General features: G+C 69.8%; 17 protein-coding genes. 6 read left to right on the top strand and 11 right to left on the bottom strand.

All coding sequences use genetic code 11. The features are described from left to right. Positions 1-55 precede the first annotated feature (55 nt). The gene (nucS, locus tag FHS38_RS08640) at positions 56-718 is read right to left on the bottom strand and encodes an endonuclease NucS (protein ID WP_130879953.1); all 663 of its coding nucleotides are present in this window, start codon (positions 716-718) and stop codon (positions 56-58) included. A gap of 221 nt (positions 719-939) precedes the next feature. On the opposite strand from nucS, the gene FHS38_RS08635 reads away from it, so the two are divergent. Further along, positions 940-1,332, top strand: coding sequence for an SCO5389 family protein (locus FHS38_RS08635; RefSeq protein WP_184732534.1), 393 nt, complete (start codon positions 940-942; stop codon positions 1,330-1,332). 197 nt (positions 1,333-1,529) lie between these two features. Here the strand turns inward: FHS38_RS08635 and FHS38_RS08630 are convergent, their stop codons facing one another. Continuing rightward, positions 1,530-2,570, bottom strand: coding sequence for an LLM class flavin-dependent oxidoreductase (locus FHS38_RS08630; protein WP_184732532.1), 1,041 nt, complete (start codon positions 2,568-2,570; stop codon positions 1,530-1,532). A gap of 204 nt (positions 2,571-2,774) precedes the next feature. On the opposite strand from FHS38_RS08630, the gene FHS38_RS08625 reads away from it, so the two are divergent. Beyond that, positions 2,775-3,116, top strand: coding sequence for an Rv1322 family protein (locus FHS38_RS08625; protein WP_184732530.1), 342 nt, complete (start codon positions 2,775-2,777; stop codon positions 3,114-3,116). A 243-nt stretch (positions 3,117-3,359) separates the two neighbouring features. On the opposite strand, the gene FHS38_RS08620 is transcribed toward FHS38_RS08625, so the two are convergent. The 7 genes from FHS38_RS08620 to mce form a co-directional block, all read right to left on the bottom strand. Further along, positions 3,360-4,310: a DUF2705 family protein gene (locus FHS38_RS08620; protein WP_184732528.1), complete on the bottom strand. Its 951-nt coding sequence runs from the start codon at positions 4,308-4,310 to the stop codon at positions 3,360-3,362. After that, entirely contained in the window at positions 4,307-5,530 is a 1,224-nt protein-coding gene (locus tag FHS38_RS08615) for an ABC transporter ATP-binding protein (protein ID WP_184732526.1), read from the bottom strand. The genes FHS38_RS08620 and FHS38_RS08615 overlap by 4 nt, the downstream gene beginning before the upstream one ends. 130 nt (positions 5,531-5,660) lie before the next feature. Further along, the gene (locus tag FHS38_RS08610; RefSeq protein WP_184733369.1) at positions 5,661-6,437 is read right to left on the bottom strand and encodes an ABC transporter permease; all 777 of its coding nucleotides are present in this window, start codon (positions 6,435-6,437) and stop codon (positions 5,661-5,663) included. Beyond that, a complete protein-coding gene (locus FHS38_RS08605) occupies positions 6,434-7,432 on the bottom strand; it encodes an ABC transporter ATP-binding protein (RefSeq protein ID WP_184732524.1) in 999 nt (332 codons plus the stop codon). The genes FHS38_RS08610 and FHS38_RS08605 overlap by 4 nt, the downstream gene beginning before the upstream one ends. Before the next feature lie 239 nt (positions 7,433-7,671). Next, positions 7,672-8,610 carry a coiled-coil domain-containing protein gene (locus FHS38_RS08600; RefSeq protein ID WP_130879962.1) on the bottom strand — a complete coding sequence of 313 codons (939 nt, stop codon included), beginning with the start codon at positions 8,608-8,610 and terminating at the stop codon, positions 7,672-7,674. A 114-nt stretch (positions 8,611-8,724) separates the two neighbouring features. Next, complete coding sequence (gene scy / locus FHS38_RS08595) at positions 8,725-13,545, bottom strand: polarized growth protein Scy (RefSeq protein WP_184732523.1); 4,821 nt, start codon at positions 13,543-13,545, stop codon at positions 8,725-8,727. A 175-nt stretch (positions 13,546-13,720) separates the two neighbouring features. Beyond that, the gene (gene mce, locus FHS38_RS08590) at positions 13,721-14,161 is read right to left on the bottom strand and encodes a methylmalonyl-CoA epimerase (protein WP_184732521.1); all 441 of its coding nucleotides are present in this window, start codon (positions 14,159-14,161) and stop codon (positions 13,721-13,723) included. A gap of 137 nt (positions 14,162-14,298) precedes the next feature. Here mce and FHS38_RS08585 point away from each other — a divergent pair, with 137 nt between their 5' ends. Next, positions 14,299-15,510 (top strand): acetyl-CoA C-acetyltransferase, encoded by a 1,212-nt coding sequence (locus FHS38_RS08585; RefSeq protein WP_184732519.1) that lies wholly within the window; start codon positions 14,299-14,301, stop codon positions 15,508-15,510. A gap of 57 nt (positions 15,511-15,567) precedes the next feature. Beyond that, complete coding sequence (meaB, locus tag FHS38_RS08580; protein WP_184732517.1) at positions 15,568-16,539, top strand: methylmalonyl Co-A mutase-associated GTPase MeaB; 972 nt, start codon at positions 15,568-15,570, stop codon at positions 16,537-16,539. Between the two features lie 802 nt (positions 16,540-17,341). Here the strand turns inward: meaB and FHS38_RS08575 are convergent. Together FHS38_RS08575 and FHS38_RS08570 are read right to left on the bottom strand one after the other, a co-directional pair. Then, a complete protein-coding gene (locus FHS38_RS08575; protein ID WP_184732514.1) occupies positions 17,342-17,704 on the bottom strand; it encodes a hypothetical protein in 363 nt (120 codons plus the stop codon). Beyond that, positions 17,701-21,702 (bottom strand): polymorphic toxin-type HINT domain-containing protein, encoded by a 4,002-nt coding sequence (locus tag FHS38_RS08570; RefSeq protein ID WP_229822746.1) that lies wholly within the window; start codon positions 21,700-21,702, stop codon positions 17,701-17,703. Before FHS38_RS08570 ends, FHS38_RS08575 begins: the two co-directional genes overlap by 4 nt. A 741-nt stretch (positions 21,703-22,443) precedes the next feature. Here FHS38_RS08570 and FHS38_RS08565 point away from each other — a divergent pair. Together FHS38_RS08565 and FHS38_RS08560 are read left to right on the top strand one after the other, a co-directional pair. Continuing rightward, positions 22,444-22,905, top strand: coding sequence for a hypothetical protein (locus FHS38_RS08565; RefSeq protein ID WP_229822730.1), 462 nt, complete (start codon positions 22,444-22,446; stop codon positions 22,903-22,905). 77 nt (positions 22,906-22,982) lie between these two features. Beyond that, positions 22,983-24,572 carry a S1 family peptidase gene (locus tag FHS38_RS08560; RefSeq protein WP_184732512.1) on the top strand — a complete coding sequence of 530 codons (1,590 nt, stop codon included), beginning with the start codon at positions 22,983-22,985 and terminating at the stop codon, positions 24,570-24,572. Positions 24,573-24,992: the final 420 nt, after the last annotated feature.

The raw sequence follows: 24,992 nt of genomic DNA, 5'->3' as shown, positions 1-24,992 counted from the left end.
GCCGCAGGCTGCGAAGTCGGGCCTGTGGCCGAAGATCCGCCGGGCGGTCCAGTCCCTAGAACAGGCGGAGCTTGTCGTCCTCGATACCGCGCATCGCGTCGTAGTCCAGGACGACGCAGCCGATGCCGCGGTCCGTGGCCAGAACGCGTGCTTGCGGCTTGATCTCCTGCGCGGCGAAAATCCCTCGTACGGGGGCGAGGTGCGGGTCGCGGTTGAGCAGCTCGAGATAGCGGGTCAGCTGCTCGACACCGTCGATGTCGCCGCGCCGCTTCAGCTCCACGGCCACGGTGGCGCCGTCGGCGTCCCGGCAGAGGATGTCCACGGGCCCGATGGCCGTCGGGTATTCGCGACGGATCAGGGTGTAGCCGTCACCGAGCGTGGTGATGCGGTCCGCGAGCAGTTCCTGAAGGTGCGCTTCCACGCCGTCCTTCACGAGACCGGGGTCGACGCCCAGCTCGTGCGAGGAATCGTGGAGGACTTCCTCCATGGTGATGATCAATTTCTCGCCCGCCTTGTTCACCACCGTCCACACGCTGCCGTCGCCCTCCTTCAGGGTGCAGGGCGGGGACATCCAGTTGAGGGGCTTGTAGGCCCGGTCGTCCGCGTGGATGGAGACGCTGCCGTCCGCCTTGACCAGGATCAGACGCGGGGCGGAAGGGAGGTGGGCGGTGAGCCGGCCCGCGTAGTCCACGGAGCAACGGGCAATGACGAGACGCATGGTGGGTCACGCTACTCGACTCCTGCCACTCGACGCGATTCGCCCCGGAAGAACCCGTTCGATGGAGGGCGCTGGATGGCCAGTTGTATGTGCGTTCTCCTGGTGCGGCAGCAGTGGCCGATTTACCGTTGAAGCGGGCGGTCGCCGTACGGGCACAGGGCGTCGTCGTCCGCCCGCCCATCCCTGTGACCCCGCTCCCGGGGTCCTCGAGAGGAGAACCCATGTCGCTCGACGTCTCACCGGCCCTCCTTGAACAGGCCGAGCGAGGCGAGGTCGACGAAGCGGAATTCGTCGACTGCGTCCGGAACTCCCTGCCGTACGCGTGGGAGATGGTCAGCTCCCTGGTGGTTCAGCTCAAGGTCGAAGGCGGCGAGTTCGCCGACAACCGGACGCCGCCGCCGGACGAGCAGGCGCGCGGTCAGCTGCTGCGCGCCCTGGCGAGTGACGCGATTCGTGGTGCGCTCCAGCGACACTTCGGGGTACGCCTGGCGTTCCAGAACTGCCACCGGGTGGCCGTCTTCCCGCTCGACCCGGCGGTGGACGACCGCCTGGCCCGCTTCACCTCGATCCGGGGCCAGCTGCTGAACCAGTCCCCGGAGCTGCGGGACTGCTGACCCACCCTTGCTGCCGCTCCACGCGGGGGGAGGTGTGCGACGAGTAGTGGGCGGCAGCTCCGCACGATCCGCAGGGGCACGGAGCACAGGGCACAGGGCACAGGGGCGCAAGGGGGCTCAGCGGGGGAGCCGGGCGAAGGGGCGGGGACCACAGGGGGCGCGGCCGGGGGCGGGAACCCATACCGGCCGGAGGCGGCTCACGCGAGCAGCGGCAGAACCTCCCCGCCGAGCCGACGGAGATTGTCCTCGGTGGCGGCGAGATCTCCCGAGCCCTCGGTCAGCAGGGCGAAGCGGCTGATGCCGGTGCGCTCGGAGGTGGCGGCCAGCCGGTCGGCGCACAGCCGGGGCGGCCCCACCGGATGGAGATCGCAGAGCAGCTCCGTGTAGGCGTACGGATCGCGCATCCGCCGCTCGCGGCCGTCGACCGTCACATGTGCGGTGAGCCCCTTGTGCAGCCAGCCCGGCATGGCCTTCAGCAGGGTCTCGGTCGCGGCGGCCCGGTTGTCCGCGACCTGGACGACACCGGCCGCCACATGGCCCGCTGCCGCGACCTCCTCCGGCGAACTCCCGTGCTCCAGGGCGCATTTGCGCCACGCGGCGACCATCTCCGCCTTCTCCTCGTCCCCGATGTGCATGCCGAGCAGCATCGGCAGCCCGTGCCGGGCCGCGAGCCGCACGCTGTCGGGCGAGGTGCAGGCGACCAGCACCGGCGGGCCGGGGCGGTCGTGCCCGGAGGGGTCGAGCAGTTCGTCCGGGCGCGGGACGACCGGGACCTCGCGGAAGGCGAATCGTTTCCCGTCAGCGCTCACACGGGGTTCGCGCAGCCAGCGCATCAGCAGTTCGAGCGACTCGGGGAACCCCTCCTCATAGGCCGCGAGACCGGAGTTGAAGACCTCCAGGTCCACCCACGGCCCGCCGCGCCCCACCCCGAGGGTGAATCGGCCGCCGGAGGTCAGATGCAGGAGTGCCGCCTGCTCGCCGAGGGTCACCGGGTGCGCGGTCGGCAACACGCTGACAGCCGTGCCCACTTCGATGGAATGCGTGCGCCCCAGCAGCAGTGCTGCCAGGGTGACGGCGGACGGGCAGACTCCGTACGGTACGAAGTGGTGCTCGGCCAGCCAGACGGCGTCCAGCCCGGCCTCTTCGGCGACCTCCGCCGACCGCACGGCCCGGTACAGCGCTTCTCCGTGGCCCTGACCGGGGAATTGGGCGGCTAGGACAAAAGCTCCAACGCGCATCGCTCTGACTCCTCCTAAGCGACCGACGCGGCCTCCCCCCAAAGGCAATAACGCCCGACACGTGCCAAGGGCACGGCGGAGCGTGAAGTTTTCATGATGATCGGAGAGCGGGCGGGGGTGGTGCCGGGGTGCGGGTGCCCGGGCGGGCCGCCGCAGCGCGTAATACTGGTCACGGCCCGTGTTTCCAGACCTCCGAGGTGCTCCGTGTCCCCGCGCCGAAACCGCCCGCGAGGCGGCGCCGACAAGCAAGCCGCCGAACCGCGCGACGAGCGCGAACCGATCGGCAACCGTTACGGGCTGGAGAGTACGGAGAGCTGGCAGGGCGAGGAGTGGAACGTCCGCATGATCGGCGGCGGCTCGGCGGCCAAGCACTATCGCTGCCCGGGCTGCGACCAGGAGATCCCGCCCGGCGTCCCGCACCTCGTCGCCTGGCCGCAGTACGGCGGTGGCGTCGAGGACCGACGCCACTGGCACAAGGCCTGCTGGAACGCGCGAGACCGCCGGAGCGCGAGGCTCCAGCGGTCTCGTAACGCACCGCGTTACTGATGGCTGCCAGGGGGCTTCCGTCCGACGCCGCCCCCCGGGGGCCTTGGCCGACTGCGCGGCCTTCCCTCGCCCCCGGGCCGGGGGCGAAGGCCACCCGGACGCTGCCGCTCGGCCCTCGGGGTTGCACCCCGACCCGGGCCGTGTGAAGCGAGGTTCGGCACGGGCCCTGCCGGGGGTCAGGGGGCGGAGCCCCTGCAAGGCCGGATCGGCGCGAGACGCGTCGGAAAGGCCCAGCGCCCAGCGTTACGCGTCGCGCTTCGTGATCGACGCGTACGCGCCGGCCAGGGCCGCGCCGGCCAGGATCAGCATGATCCACAGCGGGTCCCAACCGGTCATGCCGTCCCCGTCGCCGGAGCCGTCGGATACGGCGATGACGGCGAGCTGGCTGGGGATCGAGTACTCGAAGAGCCACTCACGCACGTCCGAGAGGCTGTCGGACATCATGAACATCGCCACCACCACGGGCAGCAGCACCACGCCCAGCATGGTCGTGATCGCCCCGGCGGAGTGCCGCAGCAGCGTGCCCACGGCGAGGGCCAACAGGCCCAGCGTCGCGGTGTAAAGGCTCACGCCGACCGTTGCCTTGAACCACTCCGCGCCCGTCGCCTCAAGGGCCAGATCGCCCAGCAGCGCCGTGTTGATCACGCCCACCAGCGCGGTGCAGGCCAGGGTGATCACGAACGTCAGGGCGAAGAACACGATCGCCTTGGCCGTCAGCACCCGGACGCGGTTCGGGCAGGCGGTCAGGGTCGTACGGATCATGCCGGTGCCGTACTCCGAGGTGATCGTCAGCACGCCGAGCGTGATCACACAGATCGAGCCCAGCATCACGCCGAAGAAGCCGCCGCCCAGTGCCGAGGCGTTCAGCTCCTTGTCCACGGCACTGGCGATCGTTCCGATCAGGATGCCGATGCCGACCACGAGCACGACCATGACGCCGAGCGTCCACATCGTCGAGGGGACCGACTTGATCTTGGTCCACTCGGAAGCGAGCGCGTCCCCGAGGGTGGCCTTGCGCATCGGGATCGGCGAGACGTAGCCGCCGGCGGGCGCGGTGCCCGGCCAGTAGCCCTGCTCGTGATGAGGCGGCTGCCCCTGCGGCTGCGGCTGGGCGTAGGCCTGGGCCTGCGGGGGTCCCTGCGGCGGGCCCTGCGGGGCGGACTGCGGGGGCGCGGGGTGCTGGGGGGTGGTCATCGGGCGTCCTCGCTGTCGCGCTTGGTGAGGTCGGCGGGGGCGGGTGCGGAAGCCTGCGCGGCGGTCGGCTGCGCCGGGGGAGCGGCCGGAGCCGCGGCGGGCGGCTGAGGCTGCTGGTGCTGCGGCGCGGCAGGGGTGGCGGCGAACTGCTGCTGGTGCTGCTGCGCGTACGGGTTGGGCTGCTCGCCCGGAAGCACGGGGTAGGGGTTGCCCTGGGGCTGCCCCTGCGGCGGGGCCCAGCCCTGCGGGGCGCCCGGGTGCCCGTACCCGGGGGCGGGCTGCTGGAAGCCGGACATCTGGTCGACGGTCGAGCGGTAGTCGACCGCGCCCTGGGTGAGGCGCATGTAGGCCTCTTCCAGGGACGCCTGGTGCGGGGAGAGCTCCCACAGGCGGACGTCCGCGCCGTGCGCGAGGTCGCTGATCCGGGGGAGGGGCAGCCCCGTGACGCGCAGCGCGCCGTTCTGCTCGGGCAGCACCTGGCCGCCCGCCTCGACCAGCGCGGCGGTGAGCTTCTCACGACCCTCCTGCTCGCCGTCGGGCGTGCGGACGCGGGCGAAGTCCGCCGAGTTCGCGGAGATGAAGTCGGTGACGCTCATGTCGGCCATCAGCTGGCCGCGGCCGATGACGATCAGGTGGTCGGCGGTCAGCGCCATCTCGCTCATCAGGTGCGAGGAGACGAAGACCGTGCGGCCCTCCGCGGCGAGCCGCTTCATGAGGTTGCGGACCCACAGGATGCCTTCGGGGTCGAGGCCGTTGACCGGCTCGTCGAAGAGCAGCACCTGCGGGTCGCCGAGCAGCGCGGCGGCGATGCCGAGCCGCTGGCCCATGCCGAGCGAGAAGCCCTTGGAGCGCCTGCGGGCCACGTCCTGGAGACCGACGACGCCGAGCACCTCGTCGACCCGGCTGGCCGGGATGCCGGAGAGCTGGGCGAGGGACAGCAGGTGCTGTCGCGCGCTGCGCCCGCCGTGCACGGCCTTCGCGTCGAGGAGGGCACCGACCTGGCGGGGGGCGTTGGGCAGCTTGTTGAACGGGTGGCCACCGATGGTCACCTGCCCGGCCGTCGGGTTGTCCAGGCCCAGGATCATGCGCATCGTCGTCGACTTGCCGGAGCCGTTGGGCCCCAGGAAGCCGGTGACGGCGCCTGGCCGTACCTGGAACGACAGGTTGTACACGGCCGTCTTGGCGCCGTAGCGCTTCGTCAGGCCGACTGCCTCGATCATTCTCCGCCCCTCGCGAGCTGGTCGGGGCAATAAGCCCCCGTGAGGGTTAGGAGGATAGACGAGGGTTGACGGTTCCCGATTTGTGGAATTTCGAGGGTCGGCGGTGGGTCAGGGAGCGATCACCGAGAGCTCAAGCGTCCCGCCTCTTCAGCAGGACATATGCGCAGATCAGCGCGGCGATCACCCATACCGCCATGATCGCGAACCCGCCCCACGGCCCGTAGGGGGCGTCGTCGTCGAAGGTGACGACCTGCATGACCTTCTGCCCTGCCTGGTCCGGGAGGTACTGGCCGACCTTCTTGGTGGCGGAGACGTTGCCGAGGATGGCCGAGATGAGGAAGAAGAACGGCATCAGGATGCCGAGCGAGAGCATCGGGCTGCGCAGCATCGTCGCGACGCCCATCGAGAAGACCGTGATCAGCGTCATGTAGAGCCCGCCGCCGATCACCGCGCGCAGGACGCCGGGGTCACCGAGGGCCGCTTTGAGGTCGCCGAGCATCGCCTGGCCGACGAAAAAGGCGACGAAACTCGTGATCATGCTGACGACGAACGCGAGCAGCGCGGCAATAGTGATCTTGCTGAAGAGAAAGGTGCCGCGCTGCGGAACGGCCGCCAGCGAGGTGCGGATCATTCCGGTGCTGTATTCGTTCGACACCACCAGCACACCGAAAACGATCATCGCGAGTTGGCCGAGACCCATCCCCGCGAAACTCGTGAAGGTCGGATCGAAGGTCAGTTTCTCCCGTGTGGAGAGTTTGTCGAACTCGTTTTTGGACAATGCGCTGATCAGCGCGCCGAGCGCGACCGTCACCACGACGGCCAGACCGAGCGTCCACACCGTGGAACGCACGGATTTGATCTTTGTCCATTCGGATTGCAGGACCTGCGTCACCACCGCCATCGTCAGGCCCCTTTCTTCCGCCAGTCGGCTCCCCAGCCGGGGCGCCCGCCCGGCGGCGCCGCCGGGGCGCCGGGCGGCACCTCCTCCGGTGGGCGGCCGTCGTGCGCGTGGTACTCCACCGACTCGGCGGTGAGCTGCATGAAGGCCTCTTCCAGGGACGCCCGCTGGGGGCTCAGCTCGTGCAGCGTGATCCGATGCCGCGCGGCCAGCTCGCCGAGGTGCGGCGCGTCCTCGTCGTCCACCTCCAGGGAGCCGTCGGACGCGGGCCGGGCGGTGATCCCGGCCCCGGAGAGCACGTCCCGCAGCCGCTCGTGGTCGGGCGAGCGCATCCGTACGTACGACCGTGAGTTCTCCGCGATGAAGGCGGCCATGGAGGTGTCGGCGAGCAGCCGGCCCTGGCCGATGACCACGAGGTGCTCGGCGGTCAGCGCCATCTCGCTCATCAGGTGCGAGGAGACGAAGACCGTACGGCCCTGGGCCGCCAGGTTCTTCATGAGATTGCGGATCCAGTGGATGCCCTCGGGGTCGAGCCCGTTGACCGGCTCGTCGAACATCAGGATCTCGGGGTCGCCGAGCAGCGCGGCGGCGATGCCGAGCCGCTGGCCCATGCCGAGCGAGAAGCCCTTGGTGCGCTTCTTGGCCACCGAGGTCAGGCCGACCGTGTCCAGCACCTCCCGCACCCGGGTACGGGGGATGCCGTTGCTCTGTGCCAGGCACAGCAGGTGGTTGTGGGCGCTGCGGCCGCCGTGCCAGGCCTTGGCCTCCAGCAGGGCGCCGACGACCTTCAGCGGGTCCCTCAGCGAGCGGTAGTGCCTGCCGTCGATCCGCACCGAGCCGCTGGTGGGGTTGTCCAGGTCGAGCATCATGCGCATGGTCGTGGACTTGCCCGCGCCATTGGGGCCCAGGAAGCCGGTGACGATCCCGGGGCGCACGGTGAAGGTGAGGTGATCCACGGCGAGCTTTTCGCCGTAGCGCTTGGTCAGCCCCTCAAGCTCGATCATCCACTCACGCTAAGGGCGCCCGGGACCCCTCGCCACCGGTGGCGGCCGGTCCGGAACGCGGCCGGCCCCGGCCGGATCGCGATCATGTCCCGGCCGTGCGCCGACGGAAAGCCGACCGGAAACCGACCGCGAAGCTGGCCGAAACTATGGCCGGAAACAGCCCAGCGCCCCGTGCGCCACAGGGGTTTGCGCACGACGCGCTGGGTACGTACAGCCCGCTAGGGGGCGTCACTCAAGGGTCAGCGGCTCTGCTGGGCCGGGACGCCACGGGAGATCGGCTCGTCGTCGCCGGGGACGCCGGCCGCGGCCACCGCCGCGCCGGTCAGCGTGGCCAGCATCTCGCGGACGTTGGTCAGCTGGGCGTTGATGCTGTCGCGGCGGTTGGTGAGCGCCGCCAGCTCGCGCTCGGATTCGCTGCGGATCCGGTCGGCCTTCGCGTTGGCGTCGGCGACGATGTCCTCGGCCTGGCGCTGCGCGGTCTCCACCGTCTGGCGGGCCCGGCGCTCGGCGTCCGTACGCAGCTTCTCCGCCTCCAGGCGCAGCTGCTCGGCCCGGTGCTCGATCTCCGCGAGCCGCTTCTCGGCCTTGGCCTGGCGGGACGCCAGATCACGCTCGGACTGCTCGCGGCGCTTGGCCAGGTTGGTCTCGAAGTCCGCCGCGGCCTGGGCGGCCTTGGCGCGGGTCTCCTCGAAGAGGGAGTCCGCCTCCTCACGCTTGGACTGCGCGTCCTTCTGCGCCTCGGCCCGCAGGGAAGCGGCGTCGCCCTTCGCCTTCTCGACGATCCGGGCGCCCTCGTCCTCCGCCTTCGCCTTGCGCTCGGCGGCGAACGACTCGGCGTCGTTGCGCACCTGCTGCGCCGCCGACTCGGCCAGCTCACGGTGCTGCTCGGCGGCCCGACGGGCCTCCTCGCGCAGGTCCTTGGCCTCTTCCTCGGCCAGCCGCAGGATCTTCTCGACCCGCGCCCCGAGACCCGCGTAGGACGGCTCCGCGTCATTGACCTGGGCCTGAGCGTTCTGCGTTTCGAGGTGCAGCTCCTCGATCCGCTTTTCCAGAGACGTGATGCGAGCCAGTGCGCTGTCACGGTCGGCAACGAGCTTCGAAATGCGGTCGTCCACCTGGCCGCGGTCGTAGCCACGCCGCACGAGCTCGAAGCCGAAGGGGGAGGAAGTGTCACTCATGGGGTTCCTGTCGAAAGAGACCGGTGAGGTGATAGAGGGAATCCTAGGGGTGCGAGCGGCGTGTCAACGAGGGGATGGGAGGGACAACTGGAGAATGTCCCCCCGTTTGAGTGGCTACTTCTCGGACTGCTTGCCACTCGATCGAGTTGCCCCCGCGCCCGCAGCCGCCTTCACCCCACCGTCTTTGGTGCCGCCTGCCCCCGGGGCCTCAAATGATTCCAACGCTTCCAACACGTCCTGGACACGGGAAATCTCGGCATTGATGTCCTCCCGACGGCGCACCAACACCTCCAACTCCCGCTTTCCCTCCTCCACGAGCCGCTTGGCCTCCTCCGCACCCTCGGTGCGCAGGCGCTCGGACTCGCGTACAGCGGCCGCCTTCTTCTGCTCGGCCTCCTTCAGCAGCCCCTCGGCCTTCCGCACGGCGGCGATCCGGACCTTGTTGGCCTCGGCCCCGGCGTCGGAGACCAGCTTCTTCGCCTTCTCCTCCGCCGCCGTCAGCTGCTCGGTGGCCGCCGCGACGAGCTTGTCGCAGCGCTCACCCGCCGACTGCATCGCCTCGGCCGCCTCCCGGCGGGCCCGGTCGTGCAGCTCCTCGACCTCTCCCTCGAGCCGCGAGCGCAGCTCCTCGGCCCGCTCCCTTATGGCCGTCGCGTCCCCGCGCGCCTCCGCGAGCATGGTGTTCGCGTCGGTACGGGCCTGCTCCACCAGCGTGTTGCCCTCGCCGGCGGCCTCCTTGACGATCCGCTCGGCCTCCCGGCGGGCGGCGCCCACCATGGTGTCGGCCTGCTCCTCCGCGGCCGCGGCGGCCCGCAGGGCCTCCTCCTGGGCCTTGGCGATCAGCGCGTCCGCCTGCTCGGCGGCCTCCGTGCGCTTCTGCGCGGCCGCGTCCCGCGCCTGGTCGATGGTCCGCTCGCCCTCGGCCCGCGCCTCGGACCGCAGCCGCTCCGCCTCCAGTACGGCATCGGCCTTGATCTTCGCGGAGTCGGCACGCGTGCTGTTCGCGTTCTCCTGCGCGGAGTTGAGCGCGGCCTCGGCCTCCAGCCGCATCCGCTCGGCCTCCGCCGTCGCCTCCGCGACAAGGGCGTCCGCCTGCTCGGCGGCCTCCGTGCGGCGGGCGTTCGCGGCCTCACGGGCCTCGTCCAGGACCTTGGCGGCCTCGGTACGCAGCCGCTCCGCCTCGGCGGTGGCCTCGGCCATGAGCGCGTCGGCCTGCTCGCCGGCCTCCGTGCGCTGGGCATCGGCGGCCTTGCGGGCCGTCTCCGCCGTCCGGGCCGCCTCGGCCCGGGCCGTCTCGAGGCTCTCCTCGGCCTCGTCACGCATCCGCTCGGCCTGAGCCGTCGCCTCGGCGATCAGCTCGTCGGCCTGCTTGGCGGCCTCCGTGCGCCGCGCCCCCGCGGCCTCGCGGGCCTCGTCGACGATACGATCCGCGTCGTCCTGCGCCGAAGAGGTCAGCTCGGTCGCCGCGTTGACGATCCGCTCGGCCTCGGCGTGGCCCTCCGCCCGCATCTTGTTCGCGTCCTCGCGGGCCTCGGCGCGCGCACGCGCCGCGTCCTGCTCGGCCGACGCGAGCGCGTCGGAGGCGTCGATGCGCATCTGCTGCGCCTTGGCCGACGCGTCCGAGACCATCCGCTCGGCCTCGGACGTCGCCTTGGCGATCAGCTCGTCGGCCTGCTCGGCGGCCTCCGTGCGATGCGCGTTCGCGGCCTCCCGGGCCTCGTCCACGGTCCGCTCGGCCTCGGCGACCAGCCGCTCGGCCTCGCCCGTGGCCTCCGCCTTGTGCGTCTCGGCGAACTCCTGGGCCTCGTCCAGGGCCTGGGCGGCCTCGGCCTGCAGCCGCTCCGCCTCCGCGGTCGCCTCTGCCAGGAGGGCCTCGGCCCGCTCGGCGGCCTCGGCACGGTGCGCCTCGGCCCGCTCGCGGGCCGTGTCCACCGTCGCGGTGGCCTCGGCCACGAGCCGCTCGGCCTCCGTGGTCGCCTCGGCCAGGAGGGCGTCCGCCTGCTCGGCGGCCTCGGTGCGCCGGGCGTTCGCGGCCTCGCGGGCGTCGTCGAGCACCTGGGCGGCCTCGGCACGCACCCGGTCCGCCTCGATCGTCGCCTCGACCACGAGGGTGTCGGCCTGCTCGGCGGCCTCCGCGCGCTTGCCGTCGGCGGCCTTACGGGCCTCGTCCGCCGTCCGGGCCGCCTCGGCCCGGGCCAGCTCGACCGTCTCCTCGGCTTCCGTGACCAGCTTCTCCGCCTCGGCCATGGCCTCGGCGAGCAACTGGTCAGCCTGCTCGGCGGCCTCGGTGCGCCGGGCGCCCGCGGCCTCCCGCGCCTCGTCCAGCGTGCGGGCGGCCTCCGCCTCCAGCCGCTGCCCCTCGGCGACGGCCTCCTCGACCGTCCGCTCCGCCAGTGCCTTCGCGGCGTCCTTCGCCGCCTGGGCCTCGGCCCGCATCCGGGCCGCGTCCTCACCGCCGCGCTCGCGCTCGGCGTAGGCGTCGGCGCGGACCCGGTCCGCCTCCTCCTGCGCCTCGGTACGGGTCCGCTCGGCGTTGTGCTCGGCCGCCGAGCGCAGCCCGGCGATCTCCTCCTCGGCCTGCTCGTGCAGCCCCGCGACCGCGTCCCGGACCTGCTGAGCCGTCAGCTCGGCGGCGGCCACCAGCTCGGTGGCGCGCTGCTCGGCCTCCTCGACCAGCCGCCGCGCCTCCTCCTGCGCCTCCGTGACCCGCTTACGGGCCGACGCCAGCAGCTCCTCGCTCTGCTCGTGGGCCGCGGCCCGCTCGGCCTGCGCCTCCGTGCGGGCGTCGCCGAGCAGTTCCTCGGCCTCGCGACGCCGGCGGGCGGCCTCCTCCTGCGCCGCCGTCAGCGCCTCGGCGGCCTCGGCGGCCGTCCGCTCGGCCGCGGCGTTCGCCTCGGCCCGCACCCGGTCGGCCTTCTCCCGCGCCTCGTCGCGCAGCCGCTCCGCCTCCGCGGCGGCCTCGGTCCGCAGCCGCAACGCCACGGCCTCGCCCTCGGCACGCGCACCGGCCGCCTCCGCGGCGGCCTCGGTCCGCAGCCGCTCGGCCTCCGTCTCGGCCTGCGCCTGGAGCGTACGGACCCGCTCCGCGGACTCCGTCCGCAGCCGCTCGGTCTCCTCGGCGGTCTCCCGGCGCAGCCGCTCGGCCTCCGTACGGGCCTCGCGCAGCGCCGTCTCCGCGGACTCCACCCGCTGCTCGGCCTCGGTGTGCAGCCGCGTCAGCTCTGCGTCCGCCTCCTCGCGCCGCGCCTTCGCGGCCCGCTCGGCCTCCTCGCGCAGCTGCCGGGCGGCCTCCGCCGCCTCGGTACGGGTGCGCGTCGCGTGGTCCTCGGCCTCCTCGGCCATCTCCTCGGCCTCGGCGCGGGACCGTTCCAGCACCTCCTCGGCCTGCTTGCGCAACACCGCCGCGCGCTCGGCCGCCTCGGTGCGCACCCGCTCGCTCTCGGCGCTCGCGCCGCCCCGGGTCTCCTCCGCGTCGGCCTTGGCCTTGGCGAGCAGCTCCTCGGCGGTGCTGGCCGCCTCCTCGATCTGCTGGAGGGCCTCCCGGCGCGCCTCGCCCCGGATCCGCTCGCCCTCGGCGACCGCGTCGGCCCGCAGCTGCTCGGCCTCGCCGCGCAGCCGCCGTGCCTCCTCCTGGAGCTCGACGGTCTTGGCGCGGTACTCCTTGGTGTCGTCCTTCGCCTCGCCCTTGAGCTGCTCGGCGGTGTCCGCCGCCTGCTCACGCAGCCGCTCGGCCTCGGCTTCCGCCTCCCGGCGAATCCGCTCGGCCTCCTCGGCGGCCGCCTTCGTGGCGGCGCGGGCGTCCTCGGACGCCTTGGTCAGGACCTCCTCCGCCGTCCGCGCGGCCTTCGCGAGCTGCGCCGCGGAATCCTCGGCGGCGGCGCTGCGGGCATTGTCGGACGCCTCGGCCAGCAGCCGGTCGGCCTCCGCCCGGGCGTCGGCACGCAGCTGCTCCGCCTCGGCCTTGAGGGCCTCGGACTCCTTCGTCGCCTCGCCGACCAGCCGGGCGATCTCGGCCTTGGCGGTACGGGTGCGCTGCTCGTTCTCCGACTCCGCCGACGTCAGCCGGCGGGCGGCGGACTCCTTCGCCTCGGTGACCAGCTTCTCGGCCTCGGCGCGCGCCTCACGCAGCGCCGTGTCGGCCTCCTGCATCCGCGCCTCGGCGCCGCGCGTCAGCTCGGCCGCCGTCGTACGGGCCTGGTCGGACTCCGCGCTGGTGGCCGTGCGCAGCTGCTCGGCGTGGTCGGTGGCCTCCTGGGCCTGCGTGGACGCGGCGGTCAGCAGCCGCTCCGCGTCGGTGCGCGCCCGGCGCAGTATCGCTTCCGCTTCGGCGCGCGCCTCCTCGGCGGCCGCCCCGAGCCGGGCCCGGGCCTGCTCGGTCAGCCGCTGGGCCTCCGTGCGGGCGGCGGCCAGCGCGGCCTCCGACTCCGCCCGGGACTCCTCCAGCAGCCGCCGCGCCTGCGACTCCGTGCGCGCCCGCAGCTGCTCGGCCCAGGCGACGTTCTCGTTGACGTGCGACTCGACGGTCTGGCGGCGCTCGTTGAGCTCCTCGTCCAGCCGCTGTCGGCGCGCGACGGCCTCGGCGTGCAGCTCGGCTTCCATCCGGGCCTGGCGCTCGGCCTGCTCCTGGAGGAGGCGCTGCGTCTGGGCCCGGGCCTCGCGCAGCTCGCGCTCGGCGTCCGTGCGCAGCTGTTCCGCCTGAATCTGGGCATTACGGAGCAACTGCTCCGCCTGGTACCCGATATCGGCGGTGTCGTATGCCGGACGGTGGGCGAGAGTGCGGCGCGCCTCGTGGAGCTTGGCGCGCAGCACCTCGACCTGATAGCCGAGGTCGTCGGCGTGCTGGACCGCCTTCTCCCGCTCCTTCTTCAGCCGCTCCATCTCGGCTTCGAATTGCGAGAGGTGGTCGTCAGCCTCGTAGCGGTCGTTGCCCCGCACTGCGCGGTCCCATCCGTCCCCTGGTCGCGTTGGCGGCCGGCCCCGTCCTGCGTACTGGTGGAACCCCGGAGCCCGCCCTTCCGAAGAAATGGTGTCAGATCATCGGTACAGCCTGGGCCGGGCCCCACCCGTACCCCGGCTGAGCCTGCACTCTACCGGCCGGGGGAGGCGGTGGTCAGTGCTCCGCCCCGGGGGCGGTCGCCGAGGTGACCAGTTCGGTGAGAACACCGTGGCAGTCCTTGGGGTGCAGGAAGGTGATCCGCGAGCCCATCGAACCGATCCGCGGCTCCTCGTAGAGGACCCGCACGCCCTTGTCCCGAATGGCCTCCGCGTCGCCGTCGACGTCGGCGGTGCCGAAGGCGATGTGATGGACCCCTTCGCCGTTCTTGGCAAGCCACTTGCCGACCGCGGAGTCCTCCCGGGTGGGCTCCAGGAGCTGGAGGTACGACGCCCCGCCGTCGGACGTCTCATTGATCTTGAGCATGGCCTCGCGCACGCCCTGCTCCTCGTTGACCTCGCTGTGGAACACCTCGAAGCCATACGTGGCACGGTAGAACTCGACAGTCTTGTCGAGGTCGAAACAGGCGATCCCGATGTGGTCGATTCGCGTCAGCATGGCTCCAGTGCACCGCCGTACGCGTGGTTACGCAACGTGCGCGCGATCACACCCGCTGCCCGGTGACCGGGCGGGTACCGCTCAGTACATTGACGGAAACCCTCGTTAACCTCCTCCGCTCGAAGGGGCCGCGCATCATGACCGGTACGAACGGTTCCACCGGCAAGACCTCCGTGATCGTCGCGGGCGCCCGTACTCCCATGGGGCGCCTCCTCGGATCGCTGCGCACCTTCTCCGGTGCCGACCTGGGCGGGGTGGCCATCAAGGCGGCCCTGGACCGGGCGGGCATCGGCGGCGACCAGGTCCAGTACGTGATCATGGGCCAGGTGCTCCAGGCCGGCGCCGGGCAGATCCCGGCCCGCCAGGCGGCCGTCAAGGGTGGCATCCCGATGAGCGTGCCCGCCCTCACCATCAACAAGGTCTGCCTCTCGGGCCTCGACGCCATCGCGCTGGCCGACCAGCTCATCCGCGCCGGCGAGTTCGACATCGTGGTGGCCGGCGGCCAGGAGTCGATGACCAACGCCCCGCACCTGCTGCCCAAGTCCCGTGAGGGCTACAAGTACGGCGCGATCGAGATGCTCGACGCGATGGCGCACGACGGGTTGACGGACGCGTTCGAGAACATCGCCATGGGCGAGTCGACCGAGAAGCACAACACCCGTCTCGGCATCGCCCGCCCGGCGCAGGACGAGATCGCGGCCCGCTCCCACCAGCGCGCCGCCGCCGCCCAGAAGAACGGCCTCTTCGAGGCGGAGATCACCCCCGTGGAGATTCCGCAGCGCAAGGGCGAGCCCGTCATCTTCAGCAAGGACGAGGGCATCCGCCCGGAGACCACGGCCGAGTCGCTGGCCAAGCTGCGGCCCGCTTTCGCCAAGGACGGCACGATCACGGCCGGTACGTCCTCGCAGATCTCCGACGGCGCCGCCGCGGTGGTCGTGATGAGCAAGGCCAAGGCCGAGGAGCTGGGCCTCGAGTGGATCGCCGAGATCGGTGCCCACGGCAATGTGGCCGGCCCGGACAATTCCCTCCAGTCCCAGCCGTCCAACGCGATCAATCACGCGCTCGGCAAGGAGGGCCTCGCGGTCGAGGACCTCGATCTCATCGAGATCAACGAGGCGTTCGCCGCGGTGGCCGTGCAGTCAATGAAGGACCTCGGGGTGTCCCCGGAAAAGGTGAACGTCAACGGCGGGGCCATCGCGCTCGGGCACCCCATCGGTATGTCGGGCGCCCGCATCGTCCTGCACCTCGCGCTGGAGCTGAAGCGGCGCGGCGGCGGCGTGGGCGCGGCGGCGCTGTGCGGTGGCGGCGGCCAGGGCGACGCGCTGATCATCCGGGTGCCGGGGAACTGACCCCCACCGGGTACTGACGCGCGGATTCGGGCTTTCTCAGATCGGAACGGAGCAGTCATGGCGGACGTCCCCACGCTGGTCGAGCAGGCACGGGAAGGCCGGCCGCGGGCCGTGGCCCGGCTGATCTCCCTGGTCGAGGGGGCCTCCCCGCAGCTGCGCGAGGTGATGGCGGCGCTCGCCCCGCTGACCGGCGGGGCGTACGTCGTCGGCCTCACCGGCTCGCCCGGCGTCGGCAAGTCCACCTCCACCTCGGGTCTGGTGTCCGCCTACCGCAGGGCGGGCAAGCGGGTCGGCGTCCTCGCCGTCGACCCGTCCTCCCCGTTCTCGGGCGGCGCCCTGCTCGGTGACCGCGTGCGGATGTCCGACCACGCCTCCGACCCCGGTGTCTACATCCGTTCGATGGCCACCCGCGGCCACCTCGGCGGCCTGGCCTGGGCCGCACCCCAGGCCATCCGGGTGCTGGACGCGGCGGGCTGCGACGTGATCCTCGTCGAGACGGTGGGCGTGGGGCAGTCCGAGGTGGAGATCGCCTCCCAGGCCGATACGAGCGTGGTGCTGCTGGCCCCCGGCATGGGCGACGGCATCCAGGCGGCGAAGGCGGGCATTCTGGAGATCGGCGACGTCTACGTCGTCAACAAGGCAGACCGTGACGGAGCCGACGCCACGGCCCGCGAGCTGAACCACATGCTGGGCCTCGGCGAGTCCCGTGGCCCGGGCGACTGGCGGCCTCCGATCGTCAAGACCGTGGCCGCGCGCGGTGAGGGCCTCGACGAGGTCGTCGAGGCGCTGGAGAAGCACCGGGCGTGGATGGAGGAGCGCGGCGTCCTGTCGGAGCGGCGCGTGGCGCGGGCGGCCCGCGAAGTGGAGACCATCGCGGTGACCGCCCTGCGCGAGCGCATCGGCGACCTGCACGGTGACCGCCGCCTGGACGCGCTGGCGGAGCGGATCGTCGCCGGCGACCTGGACCCGTACGCGGCGGCGGACGAGCTGGTGGCGGGCATCACGGAGTCGGCTCCGCCGGGGGAGTAGGGCGGGTGCGCCCCGCCGGTACGGGCGGGTGGCGACGATCAGCGCGACGCCGTAGACGGCGAAGGCGCCGAGGCCGATCCGGCTCACGAGCAGGGCTTCGCCGAGGAGCGGAAGTCACCGGCTCGTATGGTGACCGTGCCGACGGAGGTGAGGATGTGTAGCCGACGCCGAGGACGCCGTACGGAGCAGCGTGGCCGCCTCGATGAGCGCCGGGGTGAGCGGCAGCCAGCGCGGGCATCCGCCTTCCGGCGAGAAACAGGGCCCAGCGAGGGGAGAGAGACCTGCCCCCAAGACAGGATCAGCCCGAACAGCAGGCCCCCCGAGCGCGGCGAGCAGGATAGCGCCGAGCGCGTTCTTGGCGGCATAGGCCGCGCTGTCCCCGTCCTGATTGGCCATCAGGGTGATGATGTCCATGAGTAGCCCGGACGCGCAGACGGCGGACGGTTCACAGGCCGCCCGCAGCAGTACCCGCGTCATCGTGAGGGTCGCGGTGGCAGCTAGTGAGGCGCCAACACGGCGAGGGCCACGCTCAGTTCGGGCGGGGCGTCCTCGTGAAAGCGGCGTGTAGCGCGCAGCCCAGCCCGAACTTGCCGTAAGCCATAGCCCAGCCGAGCGCTGCGTGCCCTATTCAGCGTGGACATTCCCGCCAGGGCACTCTTGTCATTCCCGCGACTTCGGTCATGCCCCGAACGTCATCGGTCAAGCCCCCGCCGAGTTGATTCGACGGGGGCCCGTTTGTTCTTCGGTGCTACGTAAAGGCAGTCCCGAGCGCTCCGCGTTAAGCGAATCTCGGAGACTGTTTCTACGGAGTTCCGATCATATGGCCGAACCAGGAGGGATCTCCGAATTCGCCCTCGTCTTCATGCCATTGAGGCTTTCCTGAGACCACGAAGCTTGACAGGTCCTGTCCTAGGATAAACAGAGACCCGAGATCTACTCGGACGCCGTACTCACTCGCCACGAGCCTGTGTTCTTTTTCGGTCCCCTCGCGGATGACCAGCCCCTCGTAGTACGGGCGAAGGAGCATGAGGCTAACCCCCCCAAAGTGCACGTCGATTCGAGTCGACGGTGGGTTGTCCAGAGTGCTTCTCAGGAGCAGGCGACGGTGACTCACCGTATACTGCCAGACTTTAAAGTACCGATCGGAACGATACAGCTCACTCATTCCTTTGTTCCTTTCCTTAGTTCCTGCCAGTCGGGTTCGTCGAATCGGACCTTTGTGCCGTTCCCGTCATAGAAATCGACATGTTTCCAGTCAAGGTTTCCCAGGTAGGCGTGCTTGCCGACCTGGTGCATTTCCCATTGGGTTGCCGCCCACCCCGGCTGTCCGCCAGCTTTGTAGGCGTTCAAGAATTGCTCCTCGGGCGTTTTCCCCTTAAAGCCGCGAAGGGATATGGCGATTTTGCCATTGTTGCGAAGGACGCCTTCCACCTCGGCCATCCACTCCGCATACGGTATACCGTTGACCTGGCCGATCACTTTTCTGTATTTTGGGTCGTTGAACGTGTAGCCCTCCAGTTCTTTTGCAAGTTTCTCTGAGTGCTCGCCAATTCCGAGCACCATCCTCTTGCAGTCGGAATTGTGCACCAGTATTGGTGTGGTACCGGCGATCACATAGTACGTGTGAAGGTCTTCGACGGTGAGGTTATACGTGCGTGCGTGCTGGTCGTAGGAGCGGTTGGCTTCCACGCGCACAGCGGTCTTGTCGTTGCTCAAGAGGCTTGTGCCTGGCTTGAGTTCGCTGGCCTTGAGCCAGCGGTTTTCTGATGGGCTCCAGAATGGATGCTCGTAGGTGGCTGTGAGCTTCTTCGGGCCGTTGCGGGTGGCGATCGTCAGTTCATTGAAGTGTTTGTCGTCTTCGGTGACGATCAGGCGGGTGACCTTGCGGGGAGCTGTTTTGCCTCTGACTGGGTCGGTGGCGAGGACCTCGTCTCCCTTCTTGACGTCCTCGATGTTCTGTGTAGAACCGTTACCCTTGAGTACTTTGGTCCCGGCCAGGAAGCATTGCTGGCAGCCGCTTCCCCAATTCAGGCGCCGCAGTTCGTCGTAAGCCGTGCTCAGCGCTCGAAGTTTCTGGTTGAACGCAAGGTCCTGTACGAGTTGAACGCAAGGCCCAGGCTCAAAATGTTTTGCGCACCCTTGAATCTGGCCAATGAGGAGAAGATTCTTCTCGGCGTTCCAAAGTCCCTTGGCGGCAGCTTCGATAGCCGGGCCCTTGGAAAAGATGTCGCAAAGGACTTCACGGTGCTGACACCAGCGGGCGGGATTCTCGTAGGCTTCGCACCCCAGGATTTGGCACCGGTATCGTGCCCGGGCTATCCCGCCCGGAGTATTCTGAGCTCTGCGCTTGGCTTCCAGCGCGGCCTTCCGCTTGGCTTCCGTCTCCTCCTTGAGCTTCTTTACGGCTATGGCGAAGGTTTCGTTGGCTGCCTTGGTGGCAGCGTTGGCGTCTTTTCCGGCTGCAGTGGCGGAGGCGCGGGCTTCATTAGCCGAGGCCCAGGCGCTGGATGCGGAGACGTGTGCCAGCTCCGCTGAAACTGATGCGTCGGCTGCTGACATGGCCGCGTCTTCTGCGGCCTGGTGGGCGTCGGCTTCGGCTGCGCGGGCAGTCCTAGCTGATTCGGCGGCACGGGCTGCGGAGGCCTCGGCCTCCTTGGCGGACTGGGCCGCCTGCGCGGCGGAGTTCTTGGCGTCGTTGGCCGACGCCTGCGCCTGCCTGGCATATTCCTTGGCTTCGGCGGCGGCCTTGCGGGCGATGGCGGCGACCTTGCCGGCTTCGGCAGCGTTCATCTGGGCGGTAGCCGCGGTTCGCGCCGCTTCCGCGATCAGCTGCTGAACTCGCGCCTTGTGGGTGTTGGCGAGAAGGTCCTTGCGCTGAGCCTTGTACTGCCCAGACTGGATGAAGACGTGCAGCAGCTGCGGCGGCCCCTCCAGAGCGATACGGGCCTCGGCCTTGAGTTCTGGTCCACCACTGTCGAACAGCTGGGCCGCACGGACCTTCTCGTCCTGGGTTCGGGCTGCGTACTGCCCGGTGGTGATGAACTCGCGGATCTTGTCCATGGATCCGGAGTCCAGCGCGGCTCTGCCGGCTTCCTGGACTCCACGCTCGCCGGTAGACATGATCTGCGCGATGTGGACGCGAAAGTCCTTGGCGCCAGCCTCATACTGGCCGGAGTTGAGGAACGCGGTGATCTGCGCGGTGTCACCCTTGAGAGCCTCTTCCGCGGCGTCCCGGACGGGCTCCAGGGAGCTTTCCTCGGCGAGCCGCTCGACCAGGGTGCGGTCGTCCTGCTGAGCGGCTTCCTTCCACGCGGTGCGGATGTAGTGGGTGAGGTCTGCGTCTGAACCGCCGAGAGCGGCTTCAGCGGCGGCGCGGCTCCATGGCCCCCGGACTTTCATCGCCAGCAAGGCGAGCTTGCGACCCTTATCCGTGACGGACTTGGCATCGGCTCCCGGCGTAGCTGCCTCGGAGGCCAGACGCTGGGCCTCGGCGTCCAGCTCCTTGGTCTTCTGGGTCGCCCGGGTTCGTTCCGCCTGGCTTTTGTCGTTTACTGCCTTGAGGTCCTTGGCTTCCTCGATGCCCTCGTTGGTGCGGGTGAGGAGTTCAGCGGTCTCGACTTGGCGTGCCAGGTCGTAGGTGGCCTTTGCCTTGGCGACTGCTCCGCTGGCGAAGTTGGCAGCCTCCTTGGCTGCCTTGGCGTGGGCAGTGGACTTGTCGGCGGCCTTAGCGGCTTCACCGGCGTGCTCGGCCGACTCGTCAGCGGCCTTGGCTGCGGCCTCAGCATGCTCTGCGGCTGACCTGGCTGCATCGCGCGCCTCACCGGCAGCCGTGGCGGCCTTGCGCGCCAGGTATTCCGCGGCGTTGGCTGCCCTGGTGGCTTCGTTGGCCTGACGGCGAGCGGCTGCGGCGGCTTCCCTGGCCTCGACGGAGAACCCGTCGGCCTGGTCGGCGTAACCGCTGGCCTCCTCAGCAGCGTCGGCGGCTTCTCCGGCGTTGGCGCCGGCGCTGGAGGCAGCCTGCGCGGCGTCCCCGGCGGCAGAGGCAGCAATGCTGGCCTGGTCGGCGGCGTCCGCTGCCAACCTGGCGCCCTTGGCAGCTGTTCGCGCGTCCTCAGCCGCCTTGCGCGCAGCGGAGGCATTGCCGGCATCGGTGGCTGCATCAGCCGCCGAGCTACGGGCCCGGGAAGCGGCCTGGGCGGCTCCGGCCGCTGCTGATGCGGCCTGGGCCGCGGCGTTCGCCGCGATGCGGGCCGAGTTGTTGGCCGCACGCGCCGCATCGATCGCCTGCTGTGCGGCAGCAGCGGCCTGACTGGCTGCCGATGCTGCACGCCCTGCTGCCCCAGCGGCTTCCTGTGCGTCATCCCTGGCCGCCGAGGCTTCGGCGGCGGCCTTCTTGGCTGCCGCCTTCGCCAGCTTTGAGGCCGTGACTGCACGGGCCGAGGCGTCCTTGGCGGCCTCGGTCTGCGCGGCGGCCTGACGGCCTGCCTCACGGGCCAGCTCCGCCAGTTGGGCAATGGTGGTCTGTTCCTGGTCACGGGCGCGCGCCACGTACTGGCCGACCTCTAGGAACTCACGCACATCGTCCGGCGATCCCTCGAGCGCGATCCTGCCGGCGGTCTGGATCTCAGTCCCGCCAACGCTCAGGATCTGCGCGACCTGAACCCGCTCGTCTTGATCACGCTGGGCGTATCGACCCTTCTCCAGGAACGCCCTGACATCTTCGGCCGTACCGTTGAGAGCGGCGCGTCCGGCCTTCTGGACGCCGTTTCCACCCGTGTTGATGATCTGCGCTACGCGGACTCGATCGTCCTGTTCGAGCGGGGCCTTCCAACCGTCTTTCAGGAAGGCCTTCAGCTCAGCAGGACTGCCTTCCAGTGCCTTGCGAGCGGCTTCTTGCAGGGCCCGGCCGCCCACGCTGGACATTTGGGCAGCGGCCACCTGGTTGTCCTGGACCGTCTTCTTGTCCACCTGGTCCAGGAAATGGGCGACATCCTCGTCGCTTCCTGTCAGGGCGACTTCCGCGGCAGCCTTGACCCCTGGCCCACCGGCCTTCCACAGCTCAACGACCTGACCCCTGAGTGGGGGCAGAATTGGGAGGCCACTCTGGTCGCTGCCTGTAGCGCCGTCGGCTATGGCGGGTGTAGGCCCGAGCAGCCCGACCATGAATGCCAAGGGCAACAGGCTCAGGCAAAGCACGCGTATAGCGTGAGCTGCCCTCCCCGTGGCGACCCTCCAACGCACTCTTCGTCTCAAGGAAACACTCATCTCACTTACTGGCAACCGGAGTTGTCAGATGCCGAATGTCGGCTCGGTGAGCATAACCATGATGACCTCAAGAGGATGTCATGCCGATGGATAATCGAGGGCCGAACTCGACTAGGACGACCACTCGTTGGTGCCAAGTGTGGCGCCATTCGGGAACCTGACGGCGCGGCAGGCACTTCTCACGCCCCGCGCACTGCCGGTAGTTGTGGTGGCGTGCCGGCAAGAAGCAAAACCGGAGGCGATCGCTCTTGGCTTGCATGCCCTCGGCTTCCAGAGCATAGCCATGTCCCGGGCGACGATGAGCCAAGCGGTCAACTAGAACCGTTAGTTCCAATCGGATTGAGCCACTGGGCTGGGCTGATTCCGCGCCAACCTCTGCCGCACCGGTGACCAAGGGTCATGGAGGTCAACCCCCGCAAGTGCCATGTGCTCATCGACCCGCTACCGGCGGTAGCCCTTTGTCGGGGCAGGGTTGAAGGGCGTCACGGGAGGTCAAGTAATCACATGATCGCGGAGCGTGGTAACTTGTCCTCTCGGCCCACCTTTATCTGGCCATTACGCGTGCTTTCGCAGCGTCAGGAACCTTCGAGGGGAACCCCGGTGATACTTCGCATGTGCAGAACGCTGGCTACTGGTGCGGTGGCAGCCACATCACTTCTTTCCGGCGTGCTCGTCCCTGGCACTGCCACCGCTGCCCCCGGACCTGATGGTGATGCCCCTCTGTCTTCTGCGGTTGAGACCTTCAACTACCCCAACGCAGCGAAGATTCTCAAAGAGAAGGGGATCGCGCTACGCAAGGGGGACGGGCACATCCTCCTGGCCGATTGCAGTGTTTCCAGGGATATCACGGTCCACAGTCGACACGGTGACGGCGATGGAACGTTCTGTTTCAAGGTCACGGGGTCCGGCAAGTCCGGGTACCTCTCGTTGGAGATACCCGAGACGTTCATGGTGATGGTCGGCAACTATGCCGTTCGGGCCAGTGTCACCGCCGAAGGTAATACCTCGACCGTCGACGTTCCCCGGAACGGGCAGCGCAGTGTCGGGGAGGGCGCCCAAGGCGCGTCGACCGTTCTCGTCGAGCTCCGCGTCACCGGCTGAGCACCTTCACCTTCACCTCACGCGTCACAGCTCCGGATCAGCCCCGCCTCACCCGGTCACACCCAGAAGGAAACAACATGCCTGCCATACGTCCACGCGCAGCGTGGGTGACAGGAATTCTCGCGTCTGCCGTCACAGCCAGCCTGCTGGCTGGCGTTCCGGCGAACGCGGTTGTCGGCGAGGCGGCCAAGGACGGCACGTACCCGTTCACGGCCAAGCTGGACATCGGAGGCGGGCAGCGTAGTTGCTCGGGCGCGTTGGTCGAGCAACAGTGGCTGGTCACAGCCGCCAGCTGCTTCGCAGATAACCCCGCCCAGGGTTACAAGGTGGCTGCGGGTACGCCGAAGCTGAGGACGACGGCCACCATCGGCCGCGCTGACCTCACCCGTGACAGCGGCAGCGTCGTGGACGTCGTGGAACTCGTTCCGCGCGAGGACCGAGACCTGGTGATGGCCAAGCTGGCCAAGCCGGTCACCGGGATCAGCCCCACCGGCCTCGGCTTCAACCCCCTGCTGCCGGGCGAAGACCTGTGGGTCGCCGGCTACGGGCGGACCAAGGACGAGTGGGTGCCCGACCGCATGCACTACGCGAAGTTCACCGTGGAAGCGGTGAAGGACACCACTATCGGCCTCACCGGTAAGTCCGATGACGCGGCTGTCTGCCAGGGCGACACCGGCGGCCCGACCTTCCGGGACATCGGTGGCCGATACGAGCTGGTCGGCGTCCACAGCATGTCCGGGCACGGCGGCTGCTTCGGCTCCGACGAGACCCAGACCAGCAGAAACGCCTCTGAAGCCCGTGTCGACGACATCGCCGGCTGGGTCCAGACCGTCTCCTCCCGCAATCTTCTCTCCCGGGCCAACTGGAAGAACGCCGCGCACATGGCGTCCGGCTACTTCACCGGTGGTTCGGCGGCCGGTAAGCGTCGGATGGACCTGTTCGTGGTCTGGAAGGACGGCTCGGCCAGCCTTTATCAGGGCGCGGACCATAGCGACCCCAAGTACCCCTTCTCCGCCGAGCACAAGGTCGCCGATGCGGGAAGCTACTGGAAGGACGCCCGAGCCGTCACCGGTGGCAACTTCACCGGCAGCGGCAGCGACGGGATTGCTGTGCGCTGGGCCAGCGGCAAGCTGTCGACGTACACCCATGCTGACCAGAACGGCTTCCACGACGAGAAGGAACTCGCCTACAGCGATACGTGGAAGCGGGCCCGCCTCATCACGGCGGGCCGCTATACGGCGAACCCGCTCCGCGACGACCTGCTCGTCCTGTGGGACGACGGCTCCACGTCGATGTACTCGGACACCGACACCAACGGTGTCCGCAAGGAATCGCAGCTGACCAAGGCGGACAAGAGCTGGACCGAAGCCGCGCAGATCAGCGCCGGTGAGTTCACCGGTAAGAAGACCGCCGACCTGGTCATCCGCTGGAACGACGGCAACACCAGCCTCTTCCCCGGCGTTGACACCGCGGGCTATCACGGCCGCATCCGGATCCGCCCCGACGACTCCGCCTGGAAGAACGCACAGATTCTCACCACCGGCTCGTTCACCGCAGCTGCCAACCGCCCCAATGACATCCTCATTCGCTGGAGCAACGGCAACGTCAGCTACTACCCCGGCGTGGACGCGGACGGTACGCACAGCGAGGTCCAGCTCGTCGGCTGACTCGGCTAGTGTGAAGCCCCCGCATTCCCCTGCCAGTCCGGGTTGGAATGCGGGGGTTCTTGTATTGAATCCGATCCCGTCTCGCCGTACGGCCGGGCATGCACAGCCTTCACACTAGGTGCTGACCGAGTTGTGCCATGCGCACGGCACCCCACGGGGCCCGGATGGATGTGGCGCCTCGGCCTTGGCCACATGCGGCGCGTCGACGGCGCTAGGTGTGCCGCCCGCGAGGCCGGGGGGCCCATCGCGGTGACCGCCTGTGCGAGCGAGGCTGCGCCGATGAGCGCCGGGGTGAGCGGCGGTCAGCGCGGCACCCGCCGTCCGGTGAGGAAGGCATCTGCCGGTTGGTTGAGCCGCCAGCCGCCAGCCGCCAGCCGCCAGCCGCCAGCCGCCAGCCGTCGCCGTTAGGGGGGTGCGCCG

This window comes from Streptomyces netropsis (assembly GCF_014203545.1).
In the GTDB taxonomy this organism is placed as follows: Bacteria; Actinomycetota; Actinomycetes; order Streptomycetales; family Streptomycetaceae; genus Streptomyces; species Streptomyces netropsis.
This window is presented reverse-complemented; position numbering and strand designations above follow the sequence as displayed.

Bases quoted from the DNA above. Each gene is read 5' to 3' on its own strand.
- FHS38_RS08560 (WP_184732512.1), top strand. From the start codon at position 22,983: ATGCCTGCCATACGTCCACGCGCAGCGTGGGTGACAGGAATTCTCGCG.
- meaB (WP_184732517.1), top strand. From the start codon at position 15,568: ATGGCGGACGTCCCCACGCTGGTCGAGCAGGCACGGGAAGGCCGGCCG.
- FHS38_RS08615 (WP_184732526.1), bottom strand. From the start codon at position 5,530: ATGATCGAGGCAGTCGGCCTGACGAAGCGCTACGGCGCCAAGACGGCC.
- FHS38_RS08600 (WP_130879962.1), bottom strand. From the start codon at position 8,610: ATGAGTGACACTTCCTCCCCCTTCGGCTTCGAGCTCGTGCGGCGTGGC.
- FHS38_RS08575 (WP_184732514.1), bottom strand. From the start codon at position 17,704: ATGAGTGAGCTGTATCGTTCCGATCGGTACTTTAAAGTCTGGCAGTAT.
- FHS38_RS08605 (WP_184732524.1), bottom strand. From the start codon at position 7,432: ATGATCGAGCTTGAGGGGCTGACCAAGCGCTACGGCGAAAAGCTCGCC.
- FHS38_RS08620 (WP_184732528.1), bottom strand. From the start codon at position 4,310: ATGACCACCCCCCAGCACCCCGCGCCCCCGCAGTCCGCCCCGCAGGGC.
- FHS38_RS08570 (WP_229822746.1), bottom strand. From the start codon at position 21,702: ATGGTCGGGCTGCTCGGGCCTACACCCGCCATAGCCGACGGCGCTACA.
- mce (WP_184732521.1), bottom strand. From the start codon at position 14,161: ATGCTGACGCGAATCGACCACATCGGGATCGCCTGTTTCGACCTCGAC.
- FHS38_RS08630 (WP_184732532.1), bottom strand. From the start codon at position 2,570: ATGCGCGTTGGAGCTTTTGTCCTAGCCGCCCAATTCCCCGGTCAGGGC.
- FHS38_RS08635 (WP_184732534.1), top strand. From the start codon at position 940: ATGTCGCTCGACGTCTCACCGGCCCTCCTTGAACAGGCCGAGCGAGGC.
- nucS (WP_130879953.1), bottom strand. From the start codon at position 718: ATGCGTCTCGTCATTGCCCGTTGCTCCGTGGACTACGCGGGCCGGCTC.
- FHS38_RS08585 (WP_184732519.1), top strand. From the start codon at position 14,299: ATGACCGGTACGAACGGTTCCACCGGCAAGACCTCCGTGATCGTCGCG.